Genomic DNA, 13,690 nt, shown 5'->3' with positions numbered 1-13,690 from the left:
GGTCAAAGGCAGTCCGCTGCTTACTTGTTCTTTTTCTGCTCCAGCATTTCAAGGATGACCTTTTTCGCATAGCCAACTGTATACACATCGTCCTTAATATCTATGCCCATAGCTTTGAGCCTGTTTATAACTCTTGTTATCTGCGGCACTGCAAGTCCCATTGACACAAGCTCCTCAGCGCGGTGGAATACCTTTACTGTATCGTCATAGCAGAAAAGCTTCGATTCGTTCATGACGAGTATCTTTGAAACGTTCTTTGCGATATCTTCCATAGAGTGGGATACTAGCAAAACAGTATTTTTCATCTGCTCATGATACTCTCTTATAAGACCAAGTATCTGCTCTCTGCCCTTTGGGTCAAGACCCGAAGCAGGTTCGTCAAGTATAAGCACCTTTGGGTTCATTGCCATAACTCCTGCTATAGCCACACGCCTTTTCTGTCCGCCTGAAAGTTCAAAAGGCGATTTGTCAAGTATCTCAGGGCTTAGCCCTACCATTCTTGCGGCCTCTTTCACATACTTATCTATCAGCTCTTCTTTGACGCCCATATTCTTAGGTCCAAATGCGATATCCTTATAACAGGTCTCCTCAAAGAGCTGATACTCAGGATACTGAAACACAAGACCCACCTTAAATCTTATAGGGCGAAGCCTTGATTTATCGTCCCACAGCCTTTCTCCGTCTATATAGACGCTTCCGCTCGTGGGCTTCAAAAGGCCGTTGAAATGCTGGATAAGGGTAGATTTGCCTGAGCCTGTATGTCCTATTATACCCACCATTTCGCCGTCATTTATCTCTATATTAACATTGTCTACGGCTGTTTTGCGAAAGGGCGTACCCTCGCCGTAAACATAAGTCAAGTTTTCCGTTTTAATTACTGCCATTGTTACTCCCTATCACTTAAGCATTTCATAAAGCTTCTGAACGCACTCGTCCTCGTGGATTATCTCGGTGGAGATGTCATAGCCTGCTCTTTTAAGCTCCCAGCAAAGCTCTGTCACCTGCGGCACGTCAAGTCCAAGATTTTTCATGGTTTCCACATTTGAGAATATCTTCTTCGGAACGTTATCCATTATGACCTCGCCACCGTCTATTACAACAACACGCTGTGCCTGTGCGGCTTCCTCCATATAATGGGTGATAAGCACGATAGTAACGCCCTGCTCGTTGAGCATTTTGACAGTTTTCATTACCTCGTCCCTGCCGTGAGGATCGAGCATGGCGGTAGGCTCGTCAAGAAGTATACAATCAGGCTTCATTGCGATTATGCCTGCAATAGCCACACGCTGTTTCTGTCCGCCTGAAAGCTTATGGGGTGCATGAAGTCTGTATTCATACATACCGACGGTTTTAAGAGCCTCGTCAACACGTCTGCGTATCTCATTCGGCTCAACGCCCATATTTTCAAGGGCGAAAGCCACGTCCTCCTCCACGATAGTTGCAACTATCTGATTATCAGGGTTTTGGAATACCATGCCCACCTTTTCTCTTATAGGCAAGAGGTTATTTTCGTCCAAAGTGTCCATGCCGTTCACATAGACAGCCCCCGACTCAGGAAGATTTATAGCGTTTATGCACTTTGCAAGTGTAGATTTGCCTGAGCCGTTATGTCCAAGCACTGCCACAAACTCGCCTTTTTCTATGTTCAGATTTATGCCTTTAAGCACCTCCGTTTTAACAGGTGGCTCTTCAAGGTCGTTCACATAGGAAAAGTGCAGATCCTTTATTTCAATAAAACTGCTCATTTTACTTTCCTTACCAAATTTAGTTTATTCCTTATCTTCAGGCTGTTCTTTCTGTTCAGCCTTTCTTTCCTTATGCTTTTCGTAAACATTTTCGGCTTTGTCTATTCCTTTATCAAGGAGCTTTTCAGCCTTGTTCTTTACCTTTTTGCCCGTTTCGCTCTCTGCGAACTCGTGGGCTTTTTCCTTTCCCTTTTCAAACAGCTCTCCTGCTTTGCTCTTTATCTTCTGCCCCTTTTCACTTTCGGCGGCTTCATGGGCTTTTTCCTTACCCTTTTCAAGCATATTTCCTGCCTTGTGTTTAAGTTCATCAAAATCAAAAGACATAACCTTTCCTCCTGTCTGAAATTTCGGTTTATACCTTATTATAATATATGGGTATGCGAACGCTGTTCGTCCCTACATATTGCCCATAAGCTTTTCAATATCTTTTACTGTTGGCGGATAAAGTGCGATAGGGAACTTTTCCACCGCCGCACCTGCCACAGCACAGGCTGTTTTCACCAATGTATCGTCATCAAGACCTTTATAAAGCCCATATACAGCGCCCGCCTTAAAGCTGTCCCCTGCGCCAAGTGTTGACACTACGTCTACTTTAAATGCAGGGCACATCTTTGGCTCAACACCCTTTCTGCCATACATCGCACCCTTTTCACCAAGGGTAAATATCACAAGCCCGTCTGTATTATCTGTATAAAGCCTGAAAAGCTCGTCATAGCTTTTATCTGGATAATATTCATCAAGGTGCTGATGAGATATGCAATTTACTGCACAATGCTTATGTATATAGCTGTCATAGGCACAATCTATCGTAACGTATTTCTTGCCATATTTTACGCAATACTCGGCTATCTTATCACCAAAATAAGGGTCAGCCGCAACGCAAGCTGAATTTTTCACTGACTCCTCCGAAGGCTGTTCATAAAAAGGCGTTGGACGTGAATAAAGCTTATCCCACTCACCAAAACAGGTGCGTGTATTTTTATCTATGATAACATAGTCGGTCACGCCCTCGAATCCCTCTGTTACAAGCTCCGAAAGGTCAGCGGTCTTGTCTGCAAAATAATCCTTTATAAGCTTTTCATTACCGCTTCCAAGGTGAGTACCGCCAAGCTTTACAGGCACATTCAGACTGCAAAGAACAGCCGCCGCTGTTCCGGTCTCACCACCGACAAGGTGATATTTTTCCTTTATCTCTGCCGTGCCGTCTGCCTTTGGAAAATCACCGTCAAGAAGGAACGAACAGGTGGAGATCACTTGACCGTACATATAAACATAATTCTCAGTATATTTCATGTGAACACCATTCCTTACTATAGCAAAGCTATTTCTGCCAAATTGCCGTTGAACCGCATGGAAGCACACCGCCTGTTGCCTCCACAGGCAATCCTATCTCATCAGCCGTGACGTTTCCGCCAAACCTCGTTCCGAGGACATCTCTCAGGATATATGCCATAACTGAGGGTGAAAGTCCTGTGGTATAGCTGTTGAGCAGGAAGAAAAGCGGCTCGTCGCTCAAAACGCCTGAGCAGGTCTTTACAAGGTCATAGATACAATCTTCAAGCTTCCATATCTCTCCGCCAGGTCCTCTGCCGTAGGACGGAGGATCCATAACGATAGCGTCATAGGTCTTGCCACGGCGTATCTCACGCTGAACGAACTTTTCGCAATCGTCCACAAGCCAGCGAATAGGCTTATCGGAAAGCCCTGACACAGCGGCGTTCTCTCTTGCCCACTGCACCATGCCCTTTGATGCGTCAACGTGTGAAACGCTTGCACCTGCTTCGGCACAGGCAAGGGTAGCTCCGCCTGTGTATGCAAAGAGGTTTAACACCTTTATCTCTCTGTCTGCGTTTCTTATTTTATCAGCCATGAAGTCCCAGTTCACAGCCTGTTCAGGGAAAAGACCTGTGTGCTTGAAGCCCGTTGGTCTGATTATAAACTTCAAATTCTTATAGCCGATGTTCCAACTTTCAGGCAGGCGCTTTCTGTATTCCCATTCGCCGCCGCCCTTTGAGGAACGGTGATATATGCCGTCTGCCTTTGTCCACAGGTCAGAACGCTTCGGGGACTTCCAGATTATCTGAGGATCAGGTCTTACAAGCACCTTTCCGCCCCAGCTTTCAAGCTTATCGCCACTTGAAGTATCTATTATCTTATAGTCTTTCCAGTTTTCTGCAATTCTCATATTTTTTATCCTTATATAAAATTTACTTTTTCCACGGCCTTTTATTTTCCGTCCAGCCCTTTGCCTTCCAATATGCACTGTCAGCAGGATTCCAGCCCTTTTTGTTTGCAAAGTGAAAAATAGTGAAATACATTCTGCCTTTAAGGCTGACCTTTGGCTCAAAGCTGTCGCTTTTAAGCTTTGCGGCAATGCTGTCGGTCTTTTTCCTTATCTTTGCAAGCATTTTGTCTGAAACCATGCTCCAGCTCGTTGCGTGTATGCCGAAGCCTATCTTATATATCTTAGGCACTCCCCAGAATGACAAGCTATCCGCCATATCTTTATTAGTGCTGTTCATGCCTGCACCTGCGGCGGTGGATATTACAACGGCACGCTTTGAGAACATTTTCTCCTCAGGGCGGTGGACTATCCAACGCCAGCCGTAATGGTCGAGCCATGCTTTCATCGAGCCCGTGCAGTGGTAGACATACACAGGGGAAGTAAGTATCAGCACGTCTGCTTCGTCCACCGCTTTGGTGATAGGCTCAAGCTTCTCATAGTGAGGACACTTTTCTTCGCCTTTCATAAAGCAATTGGTACAGCCACAGCAGAACTCGCCGAAATCTCTCGGCAGGAAGAACTCTGTCACCTCGCCGCCAAGTTTATCGGCTAACATTTTGCCTATATGATATGTAGAGCCTTTATGGTTTTGACCGTTTATCAAAGCTATTTTCAAAATATCACCTTACATTTTTTCGATAAGCTCCGCTATCTTGTGTGCATATTCTGTGATTATGCCTGTTCTCTTGCCCTCTATCATAACACGAACAAGAGGCTCTGTGCCTGACTCACGGACAAGTATCCTGCCCTCGTCACCAAGCTTTTCGGAATACATCTTTATAGCGTCTGTTATCTCAAGGACTTTATCCCACATACCCTTTTTGTCTGCTGTTATCTTAACGTTCACAAGTACCTGCGGATAGCACTCCATGCAGGAAGCAAGCTCGCTTGCCTTTTCGCCTGTACATTTGAGGACTGTCAGAAGCTTTGTACCTGTCAGCTCACCGTCGCCTGTGTTTGCATAGTCAAGAAGAATGATATGACCTGACTGCTCACCGCCGATATTATAACCGCCCTTGAGCATTTCTTCAAGAACGTATCTGTCTCCCACCTTTGTGGTAGCGGCAACGATGCCGTTTGCCTTTGCATACTTGAAGAAGCCGAGGTTTGTCATAACTGTAACAACGCAGGTGTTGTTTTTGAGAATACCCATGTTCTTCATATATTTTGAGAAAATAGCAAGTATCTTGTCACCGTCGATAAGCTCGCCCTTTTCGTCAACTGCAAGACATCTGTCGGCGTCGCCGTCAAAGGCAAGACCTATATCGCAATGATTATCAACAACTGCCTTTTGCAGGCCCTCGATATGTGTTGAGCCGCAATCCTTATTTATATTCGTTCCGTCCGGCTTATCGTTGAGCATTATGCACTTTGCACCAAGTCCCTCGAAAATTCTCTGTGCGCACACGGAAGCTGAGCCATTTGCACAGTCAAGCGCCACACGGATACCATTGAAATCAGTCTGAACTGTTTTCATAACGTAGCGGATATAATCCCAAGCTGCGTCCTTTTCGTAATAAACGTGACCTATATCACAGCCGTCCTTAAGCTCTATCCTTTCAGGTGTGTCCAGGATAAGTGCTTCTATCTCGTTTTCTATCTCGTCAGAAAGCTTGAAGCCTGTGCCAGAGAAAAGCTTTATGCCATTAAACTCAACAGAATTGTGTGAAGCGGATATCATAACGCCTGCGTCTGCGTTGTATTTCTTTACAAGCATTGCAACGGCAGGGGTAGGAACAACACCGAGTATATGAGCGTCTGCACCAACTGAGCAGATACCTGCGACCAGTGCAGACTCCAGAATGTCGCCTGAGATACGGGTATCCTTGCCTATGATTATCTTAGCCTTGTGGTTTGTTTCCTTCGTGAGTACCATTGCGGCAGCTCTGCCTATCTGCATAGCAAGCTCACAGGTAAGCTCTGTGATAGCTACTCCTCTTGCGCCGTCAGTTCCAAATAATCTTCCCATAATAATTAGCTCCTTTTCGAGGTCATACCTCTATATATATTATTTTTTATTTATGTAAACTCTATATTAACACACATATTAAATTTATCCGATAATAAAATTTTCCAAAGATAAAAAGTGCAGTGGCAGGCGAACACTGTTCGCCCCTACAGAATGAAAAATTCATCGCCGCTAGGCGATACCATAATTCCTCATTCCTCATTCCTCACTCCTCATTCCTCATTAAGCATTCCTCACTAAATCAAAGGTGCGTTTGTCCGTCCTTGAGAAAGCCCAAATGATCGTAAGCAAGCTGTGTCGCCACACGTCCCCTGGGGGTCTTTGAGAGGAAACCTAGCTGCATAAGATACGGCTCGCAAACGTCCTCAATGGTGACTGACTCCTCGCCGATAGCCGCCGCAAGGGTTTCAAGTCCCACTGGGCCGCCGTCATAGCCTTTTATTATCATAGTCAGCAGACGTTTGTCGAGAGAGTCAAGTCCCAGCTTGTCAACGTCCATTCTGTTGAGGGCTATCTTAGCAATGTCTGCGGTTATCCTGCCGTCGCCCATGACTTCGGCAAAATCACGCACACGCCTTAAAAAGCGATTTGCTATTCTCGGAGTTCCTCTTGAACGCTTCGCTATCTCCTCTGCACCGTCATCATCACAAGCCACGCCAAGCAAAACTGCAGAACGCTTTACGATATCGGAAAGCTGTTCGGTATTGTAAAGCTCCAAACGCTGGATAACGCCAAAACGATCTCTCAGCGGTGCAGAAAGCGAGCCTGCTCTGGTGGTCGCGCCTATAAGAGTGAACTTGTTAAGCTCGATCCTTATAGACCTTGCCGCAGGACCTTTGCCCATGATTATATCCAAGGCATAATCTTCAAGGGCAGGATAAAGAACTTCCTCCACCTGTCTTGAAAGGCGGTGTATCTCGTCTATAAAAAGCACGTCGCCTTTTTCAAGGTTTGTGAGCAAAGCCGCAAGGTCTCCCGGCTTTTCAATGGCAGGTCCTGATGTTATCCTGATATTCACTCCCATTTCGTGAGCGATTATGGCAGAAAGAGTGGTCTTGCCCAGACCAGGCGGGCCGTAAAGCAGAACATGGTCAAGGCTGTCGCCCCTGTTTTTTGCCGCTTGTATATATATTTTCAGGTTCTCCTTGACCTTTTCCTGACCGATATACTCGTCAAGTGTTTTAGGTCTAAGGCTCACCTCGAAATCGTCAGTTGTTTCCGCCTGAGTTTCTTTCGGGGTGACTATCCTGTCTATATCAAAATCTCCTTTTTCGATCATTTATGGAGTTCTCCTCTCAAAATTTCGCAAGTCCGATAAGGGCTTTCTTTATAAGCTCTTCAACGCTCAAATTCGGGTCAAGCTTTGATATCACTGACATTGCTTCGCCCTCGGTATATCCAAGCACCACAAGGGCTGTGACAGCTTCTTCGACAGCTCCGCTTGGAACAGCCGCAAAGCCCTGAGCCGCATTTCCTCTGACGGATATGGTATTCTCTTTTGCCACCTTATCCTTAAGCTCGAGGACTATCCTTTGTGCTATCTTTGTACCGATACCCTTTATCTTTGTGAAAGCCTTTGAATCCCCCGTTGCAACCGCAAGCGCAAACTGTGACGGAGTGCAGGCTGAAAGTATGGCAAGACCTGCCTTCGGGCCTACTCCGCTGACAGATATGAGCATACGGAAGCTTTTAAGCTCCTCCTTAGTTGCAAAGCCGAAAAGCTCCACCGCGTCCTCCCTTACGGAGAGGTGAGTGTAAAGCTTTACCTCGCTTTTTCCTGCTATCTGCTGTAAGGTAGAAAATGTTGTTTTGCAGGCATAGCCAACGCCTGCACATTCTATTACGGCAAGGTCGCTCTCGGTATGAACGAGCTTTCCGCTAAGTGAATATATCATATTATTTCTCCTCAAAATTTTTCATAACACGCCTTGTGTTCACCGAAAGTCCGTGAGTTATAGCGATAGCCACTGCGTCCGCTGTATCGTCAGGCTTTGGGATAGCTTTAAGATGAAGCATGGTCTTTGTCATTTCCTGCACCTGCTTTTTCTCGGCACGTCCATAGCCGACTATGGAGCATTTCACCTGCAAAGGCGTATATTCATAGATTGGAATATTTCTTATTATGGCAGGAAGCAGGGTCACTCCCCTTGCCTGTGCAACGTCAATGGCGGTCTTTTCATTGGTATTGAAAAACAGCTTTTCTATTCCCATTTCATCAGGCTTATAGGTAGTTATTATCTCGGTCATATCATCATAGATGACTTTCAGCCGTCTGTTGAAATCCATATCCGAAGAAGTGGTTATTGCACCGTAGTCAACAACAGTGAATTTTCCGCTGTTGTATTCAAGCACTCCGAATCCCACAATGGCGTAGCCCGGGTCGATACCAAGTATTCTCAAATCCACTCCTCCGTTCAATTTCAACGCTATCCTATAATGACCCTATTATAACAACTAATTATACCATATTTTTCGGTCAAATGCAAGCAAAACGCTGAGTTTTCACCTATTTCTCACAAGGCGAAAATGTAGAAATGCCACTTTGTGAAAAGTCTGTTTTTGGCTAAACTGACTATAGAACAAAACAGCGGTCATCAGGTATGCCCCTGACGCCGCTGTTATCTTTTTATGCTATATTTTCTAAGTGGCGACTTCCACAATCTTTGGAGGATAAGACCATTGAGCGTACCTGTGAGAATGCCGCTTATTATGAGATAAGGCAAAAGGCTGAACACCGCCCATGTGCCTGATATCACTGCCGCCGCACAAAGTTGACCTATGTTATGAAAAAAACCGCCAAAAGCTGATGTCACCCAAAGCTGGTTTTCACCAACTCTCGAAACCGCAATGCACATGGCAAGATACGCTAAAATTCCGCCTGTGAGTGAAAACGCAAAGCTCACCACAGTTCCGTAAAGCCCTGCCGCAAGGACTATCCTCAAAAGCAGCACCAAGCCTGCCTCTTTTCTGCCGACAAAAAGCATTGCTGCCATTGTGACGATATTGGCAAGCCCAAGCTTCATGCCGCCTATGGGCATAACAGGAAACTGTGCTTCAACCATGAAAATGATAAGTGACAAGGCGGTAAAAATTCCTATAAGGGCGATTTTTTGTACTGATATCTTCATGCTTCCACCCCTATATCACAGCGTCAGCAGATGTCTCACCGACTATTTTTATCACAAGCTTGTGCGGTGCACAAATGACGGTCTGTCCTGCGTGGGATATCTTTCCTGCATGAACACAGGTCTGGTTCGAGCAATCTGCGACAGACACCCAAATGCTTCCCTCTCCAACGGTTATGGTATTAGTGCCGTTTTCTGTTTTTATATCAAAGGAATACTCCTTATCGGGGGAAAGGTCAGAAATAGTCTTTATGAGCTTGCCGTTTTCATATATCTCGGCAGATTTTTCTCCGCTCTTTCCACCTGTGAGGAAAATAAATATCAGACACGCAGCGATAACAGCCGCAAAAACTGCCGCCCATATGAGATTCTTTCTTTTTACCACTGCCGCACTCCCCTTTTTACAGTATATCTGTTGTTATGAGTATACCACAGCCGTTCTTTTTCGTCAAGACAAACGGCAAGTGTCTGATTTTTTGTACTTAAATATTACAGCAAGGTTACAATAAGGTACAAGATTTCGTACAGTTGTAACATTGCTGTAATTTTCACCGAAAAAGCCGAAAAAATTGTCGAAAATTTATCAAAATATCCTTATTCACTATTGATTTTTTGAATGGGGTGTGTTAAAATATAAGAGTTGGATATTCTATTGTTAAGAGTACGTGAACATTTGTTCTTTTTATAGACCGCCATAGCCTGCATTATATGGGCAGATTTAACGATTGCTTGGGTGTATGTTAAATGATTTTAACCAAATCGTTGAAATTCTTGCTTTTTGCTTTTATTTTGCCTGTGGCTGTGGTATAATAATCTGAGCGTCGGCAGAGAGAGAAGCCGACAATCTCGTTAAGGAGTGTGTAAACTTGGAGAAGTTTGTTATACATGGAGGTAAGCCGCTGCATGGTACAGTGCAGATAAGCGGTGCAAAAAACGCTGCTGTTGCATTGGTTGCGGCAACTATCCTGTGCGACGAGCCGTGCGTTCTTGAGAACGTGCCTGAGATAAGCGATATAACTAAGTGCATGAAGATCCTGCGTGAAATGGGCGCAGAGGTCAGACTTTTAGATAAAAATACTATATATTTTGACACAAAGGGCATTGAAAAGCCTGAAGTGCCATATGAGCTTGCAAGAACCATGAGAGCGTCATGCTATTTTCTTGGAACACTGCTTGGAAGATTTCACGAGGCTTTTGTTCCGATGCCGGGCGGCTGTGACCTTGGCGACAGACCTATAGATCAGCATTTGAAAGCTTTCAAGGCGCTTGGTGCGTCTGACGAGATAGTGAACGGAGCTAATCATGTCACAGCAGACGAGCTTGTGGGCAATCAGATATACTTTGACTTTGTTACAGTTGGTGCAACTATGAATGCAATATTTGCCGCTGTAAAGGCAAAGGGGCTTACTATAATCGAAAATGCGGCGAAAGAGCCTCATATCGTTGACCTTGCGAACTTCCTTAACTCAATGGGTGCTGATATCAGAGGCGCAGGTACAGACGTTATCAAGATAAGAGGCGTTGATTACCTCAAAGGCGTTACCTATGCGACTATCCCTGACCAGATAGAGGCAGGCACTTATATGGTAGCGGCGGCTGCCACAAAGGGCGACGTTGTTATCGCAAATGTTATCCCTAAACACCTTGAGTCTATCACGGCAAAGCTACGCAAGGTAGGTGTAAACGTTGAGGAAAGCGACGAGAGCGTTCATGTATGGGTGGACGGTCCGCTCGTGAAAACTTCTATAAAAACTATGCCGCACCCTGGCTTCCCTACTGATATGCAGCCGCAGTTCTCAACACTGCTGACGCTTGCAGAGGGTACGAGCATCGTTACAGACGATATTTTTGACAACAGATTCAGATATGTGGCTGAGCTTAGAAGAATGGGCGCTGACATTTCTGTTGACGGCAAGGTGGCTGTTATACAGGGCGTTGGCAAGCTCAAAGGTGCTCCTGTTGTGGCAACTGACCTGAGAGCAGGTGCGGCAATGGTCATTGCCGGTCTTGCGGCTGAGGGAACAACTGAGATAGACAATATTTTCTACATCGAAAGAGGATATGAAAAGATAGATGAGAAGCTCAGAGGGCTTGGAGCTGACATTCAGCGTGTTTACAAGCCTGACGCTAACGAAATGGAGCTTAGCGGCTGATAAATATCGATAACACTGCGGCGGCATATTATTTGCCGCCGTTTTTTACAGCATTTGAGAGGACATGATATGGAGCTTTTTATTTCCGACCTTGACGGAACGCTGCTTAACGGCAATGCAGAGGTGACGAAGTTCACAAGAGACACTTTGAACAGGCTCATGGCAAAGGGACTTAACTTCACTGCCGCCACTGCAAGGACGCTTGCTTCCGCAGGAAAAATACTTTCGGGGCTTGACCTGAAGCTTCCCGTTATACTTATGAACGGCGTGCTTATTTATGATATGGCGGAGAAAAAATACGTCAAGATAAACAGCCTTTCCAGGAAGCTTTGCGGTCTTATCATAAGTCTTTCAAAAGGACTTGGTTTAGAGCCTTTTATGTACTCGGTTTCAGATAACCAGCTTTCCACAAGATATGAGAGGCTTATTTCTCCTGCAATGAAGAGCTTTTACAACGAACGCAGAGAGAAATATTACAAGTCTTTCACGCAGGTCAGTGACCTTTCTCAGTACATCGACAATGTGATATACTTCACATTTATTGCAGAAAAAGAAAAACTTGTACCGCTGTATGACGCTCTTAAAGAAAATGAAAAGCTGAACATCACATACTATTATGATGTTTATGACCCCAAGCTTTGGTATCTTGAAGTGTTCTCTTCGGCGGCTTCTAAGGAGCAAGGCGTGAGGTATCTTCGTGAGAATTACGGCTTTGACTTTGTCACGGCTTTTGGCGACAACACCAACGATCTGCCTATGTTCAAGGCGGCTGATAAAAGAGTGGCAGTAAAAAACGCCTGCAAAGAGGTGCTTGAAGGCTGCGACCAGGTGACAGGCACAAATGAGGAGAACGGCGTTGCAGAGTATCTTCTGAAAACTTTTGAAAGGAATTAGTTATGGCAAGGATATATCCACTTTTTTCATCAAGCAAGGGCAACAGCTCTTTTATCGGCAACAGTGACGGCGGGATACTTGTTGACGCAGGAGTATCCTGCAAACGTCTTTGTGAGGCTTTGAAAGCTAACGAGATCGACCCTGCTGTGATACAGGGAATTTTTATCACACACACACATTCAGACCATGTTTCTGGGCTTAAAGTTCTCACGAAGAAATATCATATCCCTGTATTTGCCCAAAAGACCAATCTTGAGATACTTGTATCTGACGGCAAAATAGACCCAGCCTGTGATGTCAACGAGGTGGACGGCAATGAAGTGTGCATAGGAGATTATGCCGTAAAAGGTTTTGCCACATTTCATGATACCCCTGCAAGCTGTGGATATCAGATAAAGACCCCTGACGGCAAGCAGGTGTGCGTATGCACCGACCTTGGCACTGTTACAAATGAGGTGGATATGCACCTGAGCGGTTCTGACCTTGTTTTGCTGGAGTCAAATTATGATGAGTCAATGCTAAAGAATGGACCTTATCCATACGAGCTGAAAAGGCGCATCGCTTCAGACCACGGACACCTTTCAAACTCTGCCTGCGGAGAACAGCTAAAAAAGCTTATGACAGCAGGTACATATAAATTTATTTTAGGGCATTTAAGTCAGGAAAACAACACGCCTTTTCAGGCTGAAAACTCGGCTGTGGGAGCACTTGGGGATTACGAGCGCAACAGCGACTATATTTTACATATAGCAAAGCCTGAGGGCAGCGGAATGGCGGTGGCATTTTGATAAGGATAAATCTTATTACAGTTGGAAAGCTGAAAGAAAAATACTGGCGTGATGCTGCGGCGGAATACTCAAAGCGGCTGGGGGCGTTCTGCAAGCTTGAAATAGTTGAACTGAACGAGTCGAGGTTATCTGACAACCCCTCCGAAAAGGAGATAGCGGCGGCGCTTGAAAACGAGGCAAAAGCCATGAAAGGCTACACTGACATCAAGGGCGCATACAATATTGCAATGTGCATTGAGGGCAAGCAGCTTTCAAGTGAAAAGCTGTCCAAAAAGCTCAGCGAATGCGGTCTGAACGGATTCAGCACAGTGAATTTCATAATAGGCTCTTCATTCGGCATTGCCCCTGAGATAAAGGCGAAAGCTGACCTGCGCTTATCAATGTCGGAGATGACGTTCCCACACCAGCTTGCAAGGATAATGCTTTTGGAGCAGGTTTACAGGGCATTTCAGATAAGTGCTAATACTAGGTATCATAAGTGAATTTCGGATATGACAAAACCGCACTTTGTGACTGTCATGTAGTGATGAACATCAAGATCGAGCATCTTATTGTAAAGTTCAAACAGCTCACTTTCGGTCTTGCTGGTCAAAAAATCATTGGCATTGATAATTTCAAGGACAAGCTTAAAACGGCTGATAAAAATATCGTTCAGCTTGTATGCACAGCTTTTGCTGTCCATAGAATCATCTGTAATTGAAATATGAGGATTTCTTGACTTAGTATTATAAT

General features: G+C 45.1%; 17 protein-coding genes. 5 read left to right on the top strand and 12 right to left on the bottom strand.

Annotated elements, in window-relative coordinates:
• Positions 1 to 20: 20 nt before the first annotated feature.
• From OCV57_RS00835 to OCV57_RS00780, 12 genes are all read right to left on the bottom strand, one after another.
• Complete coding sequence (locus tag OCV57_RS00835; protein WP_267300220.1) at positions 21 to 884, bottom strand: energy-coupling factor transporter ATPase; 864 nt, start codon at positions 882 to 884, stop codon at positions 21 to 23.
• Between the two features lie 12 nt (positions 885 to 896).
• Positions 897 to 1,745 carry an energy-coupling factor transporter ATPase gene (locus OCV57_RS00830; RefSeq protein ID WP_046441643.1) on the bottom strand — a complete coding sequence of 283 codons (849 nt, stop codon included), beginning with the start codon at positions 1,743 to 1,745 and terminating at the stop codon, positions 897 to 899.
• A gap of 24 nt (positions 1,746 to 1,769) precedes the next feature.
• The gene (locus tag OCV57_RS00825; RefSeq protein WP_041337612.1) at positions 1,770 to 2,069 is read right to left on the bottom strand and encodes a hypothetical protein; all 300 of its coding nucleotides are present in this window, start codon (positions 2,067 to 2,069) and stop codon (positions 1,770 to 1,772) included.
• 72 nt (positions 2,070 to 2,141) lie between these two features.
• Positions 2,142 to 3,038 (bottom strand): carbohydrate kinase family protein, encoded by an 897-nt coding sequence (locus OCV57_RS00820; RefSeq protein ID WP_267300219.1) that lies wholly within the window; start codon positions 3,036 to 3,038, stop codon positions 2,142 to 2,144.
• 28 nt (positions 3,039 to 3,066) lie between these two features.
• A complete protein-coding gene (locus OCV57_RS00815; RefSeq protein WP_041337609.1) occupies positions 3,067 to 3,930 on the bottom strand; it encodes a class I SAM-dependent methyltransferase in 864 nt (287 codons plus the stop codon).
• Between the two features lie 22 nt (positions 3,931 to 3,952).
• Positions 3,953 to 4,645, bottom strand: coding sequence for a flavodoxin family protein (locus OCV57_RS00810; protein ID WP_117922999.1), 693 nt, complete (start codon positions 4,643 to 4,645; stop codon positions 3,953 to 3,955).
• 9 nt (positions 4,646 to 4,654) lie between these two features.
• Positions 4,655 to 5,998 carry a phosphoglucosamine mutase gene (gene glmM / locus OCV57_RS00805; RefSeq protein WP_267300218.1) on the bottom strand — a complete coding sequence of 448 codons (1,344 nt, stop codon included), beginning with the start codon at positions 5,996 to 5,998 and terminating at the stop codon, positions 4,655 to 4,657.
• Between the two features lie 241 nt (positions 5,999 to 6,239).
• Positions 6,240 to 7,277, bottom strand: coding sequence for a Holliday junction branch migration DNA helicase RuvB (gene ruvB / locus OCV57_RS00800; RefSeq protein WP_117856641.1), 1,038 nt, complete (start codon positions 7,275 to 7,277; stop codon positions 6,240 to 6,242).
• Positions 7,278 to 7,293: 16 nt separating this feature from the next.
• The gene (gene ruvA, locus OCV57_RS00795; protein ID WP_117903806.1) at positions 7,294 to 7,893 is read right to left on the bottom strand and encodes a Holliday junction branch migration protein RuvA; all 600 of its coding nucleotides are present in this window, start codon (positions 7,891 to 7,893) and stop codon (positions 7,294 to 7,296) included.
• Between the two features lies 1 nt (position 7,894).
• Complete coding sequence (gene ruvC, locus OCV57_RS00790; protein WP_022287459.1) at positions 7,895 to 8,398, bottom strand: crossover junction endodeoxyribonuclease RuvC; 504 nt, start codon at positions 8,396 to 8,398, stop codon at positions 7,895 to 7,897.
• 218 nt (positions 8,399 to 8,616) lie between these two features.
• Entirely contained in the window at positions 8,617 to 9,126 is a 510-nt protein-coding gene (locus tag OCV57_RS00785; protein ID WP_267300217.1) for a Gx transporter family protein, read from the bottom strand.
• Between the two features lie 10 nt (positions 9,127 to 9,136).
• Entirely contained in the window at positions 9,137 to 9,508 is a 372-nt protein-coding gene (locus OCV57_RS00780; RefSeq protein WP_171028859.1) for a NusG domain II-containing protein, read from the bottom strand.
• Positions 9,509 to 9,989: 481 nt separating this feature from the next.
• Between OCV57_RS00780 and OCV57_RS00775 the strand changes: the two genes are divergently transcribed.
• The 5 genes from OCV57_RS00775 (at position 9,990) to OCV57_RS00755 (ending at position 13,658) form a co-directional block, all read left to right on the top strand.
• Positions 9,990 to 11,276, top strand: coding sequence for a UDP-N-acetylglucosamine 1-carboxyvinyltransferase (locus tag OCV57_RS00775; protein ID WP_117891504.1), 1,287 nt, complete (start codon positions 9,990 to 9,992; stop codon positions 11,274 to 11,276).
• A 69-nt stretch (positions 11,277 to 11,345) separates the two neighbouring features.
• Entirely contained in the window at positions 11,346 to 12,170 is an 825-nt protein-coding gene (locus OCV57_RS00770; RefSeq protein ID WP_267300216.1) for an HAD family hydrolase, read from the top strand.
• A 2-nt stretch (positions 12,171 to 12,172) separates the two neighbouring features.
• Complete coding sequence (locus tag OCV57_RS00765) at positions 12,173 to 12,958, top strand: MBL fold metallo-hydrolase (RefSeq protein ID WP_117891506.1); 786 nt, start codon at positions 12,173 to 12,175, stop codon at positions 12,956 to 12,958.
• Positions 12,955 to 13,440, top strand: coding sequence for a 23S rRNA (pseudouridine(1915)-N(3))-methyltransferase RlmH (gene rlmH, locus OCV57_RS00760; RefSeq protein ID WP_022287465.1), 486 nt, complete (start codon positions 12,955 to 12,957; stop codon positions 13,438 to 13,440). The genes OCV57_RS00765 and rlmH overlap by 4 nt, the downstream gene beginning before the upstream one ends.
• A complete protein-coding gene (locus tag OCV57_RS00755; RefSeq protein WP_207741355.1) occupies positions 13,437 to 13,658 on the top strand; it encodes a hypothetical protein in 222 nt (73 codons plus the stop codon). The genes rlmH and OCV57_RS00755 overlap by 4 nt, the downstream gene beginning before the upstream one ends.
• Positions 13,659 to 13,690 lie beyond the last annotated feature (32 nt).

This window comes from Hominimerdicola aceti, assembly GCF_025567495.1.
GTDB lineage: Bacteria > Bacillota > Clostridia > Oscillospirales > Ruminococcaceae > Hominimerdicola > Hominimerdicola aceti.
The sequence above is the reverse complement of the archived record's forward strand: the minus strand, read 5'-3'. Positions and strand labels throughout refer to the sequence as shown.

Coding starts and splice junctions, on each gene's coding strand:
- ruvA (WP_117903806.1), bottom strand. CDS start 7,893: ATGATATATTCACTTAGCGGAAAGCTCGTTCATACCGAGAGCGACCTT.
- OCV57_RS00785 (WP_267300217.1), bottom strand. CDS start 9,126: ATGAAGATATCAGTACAAAAAATCGCCCTTATAGGAATTTTTACCGCC.
- ruvB (WP_117856641.1), bottom strand. CDS start 7,277: ATGATCGAAAAAGGAGATTTTGATATAGACAGGATAGTCACCCCGAAA.
- OCV57_RS00820 (WP_267300219.1), bottom strand. CDS start 3,038: ATGAAATATACTGAGAATTATGTTTATATGTACGGTCAAGTGATCTCC.
- OCV57_RS00770 (WP_267300216.1), top strand. CDS start 11,346: ATGGAGCTTTTTATTTCCGACCTTGACGGAACGCTGCTTAACGGCAAT.
- OCV57_RS00765 (WP_117891506.1), top strand. CDS start 12,173: ATGGCAAGGATATATCCACTTTTTTCATCAAGCAAGGGCAACAGCTCT.
- OCV57_RS00830 (WP_046441643.1), bottom strand. CDS start 1,745: ATGAGCAGTTTTATTGAAATAAAGGATCTGCACTTTTCCTATGTGAAC.
- glmM (WP_267300218.1), bottom strand. CDS start 5,998: ATGGGAAGATTATTTGGAACTGACGGCGCAAGAGGAGTAGCTATCACA.
- OCV57_RS00815 (WP_041337609.1), bottom strand. CDS start 3,930: ATGAGAATTGCAGAAAACTGGAAAGACTATAAGATAATAGATACTTCA.
- OCV57_RS00825 (WP_041337612.1), bottom strand. CDS start 2,069: ATGTCTTTTGATTTTGATGAACTTAAACACAAGGCAGGAAATATGCTT.
- OCV57_RS00835 (WP_267300220.1), bottom strand. CDS start 884: ATGGCAGTAATTAAAACGGAAAACTTGACTTATGTTTACGGCGAGGGT.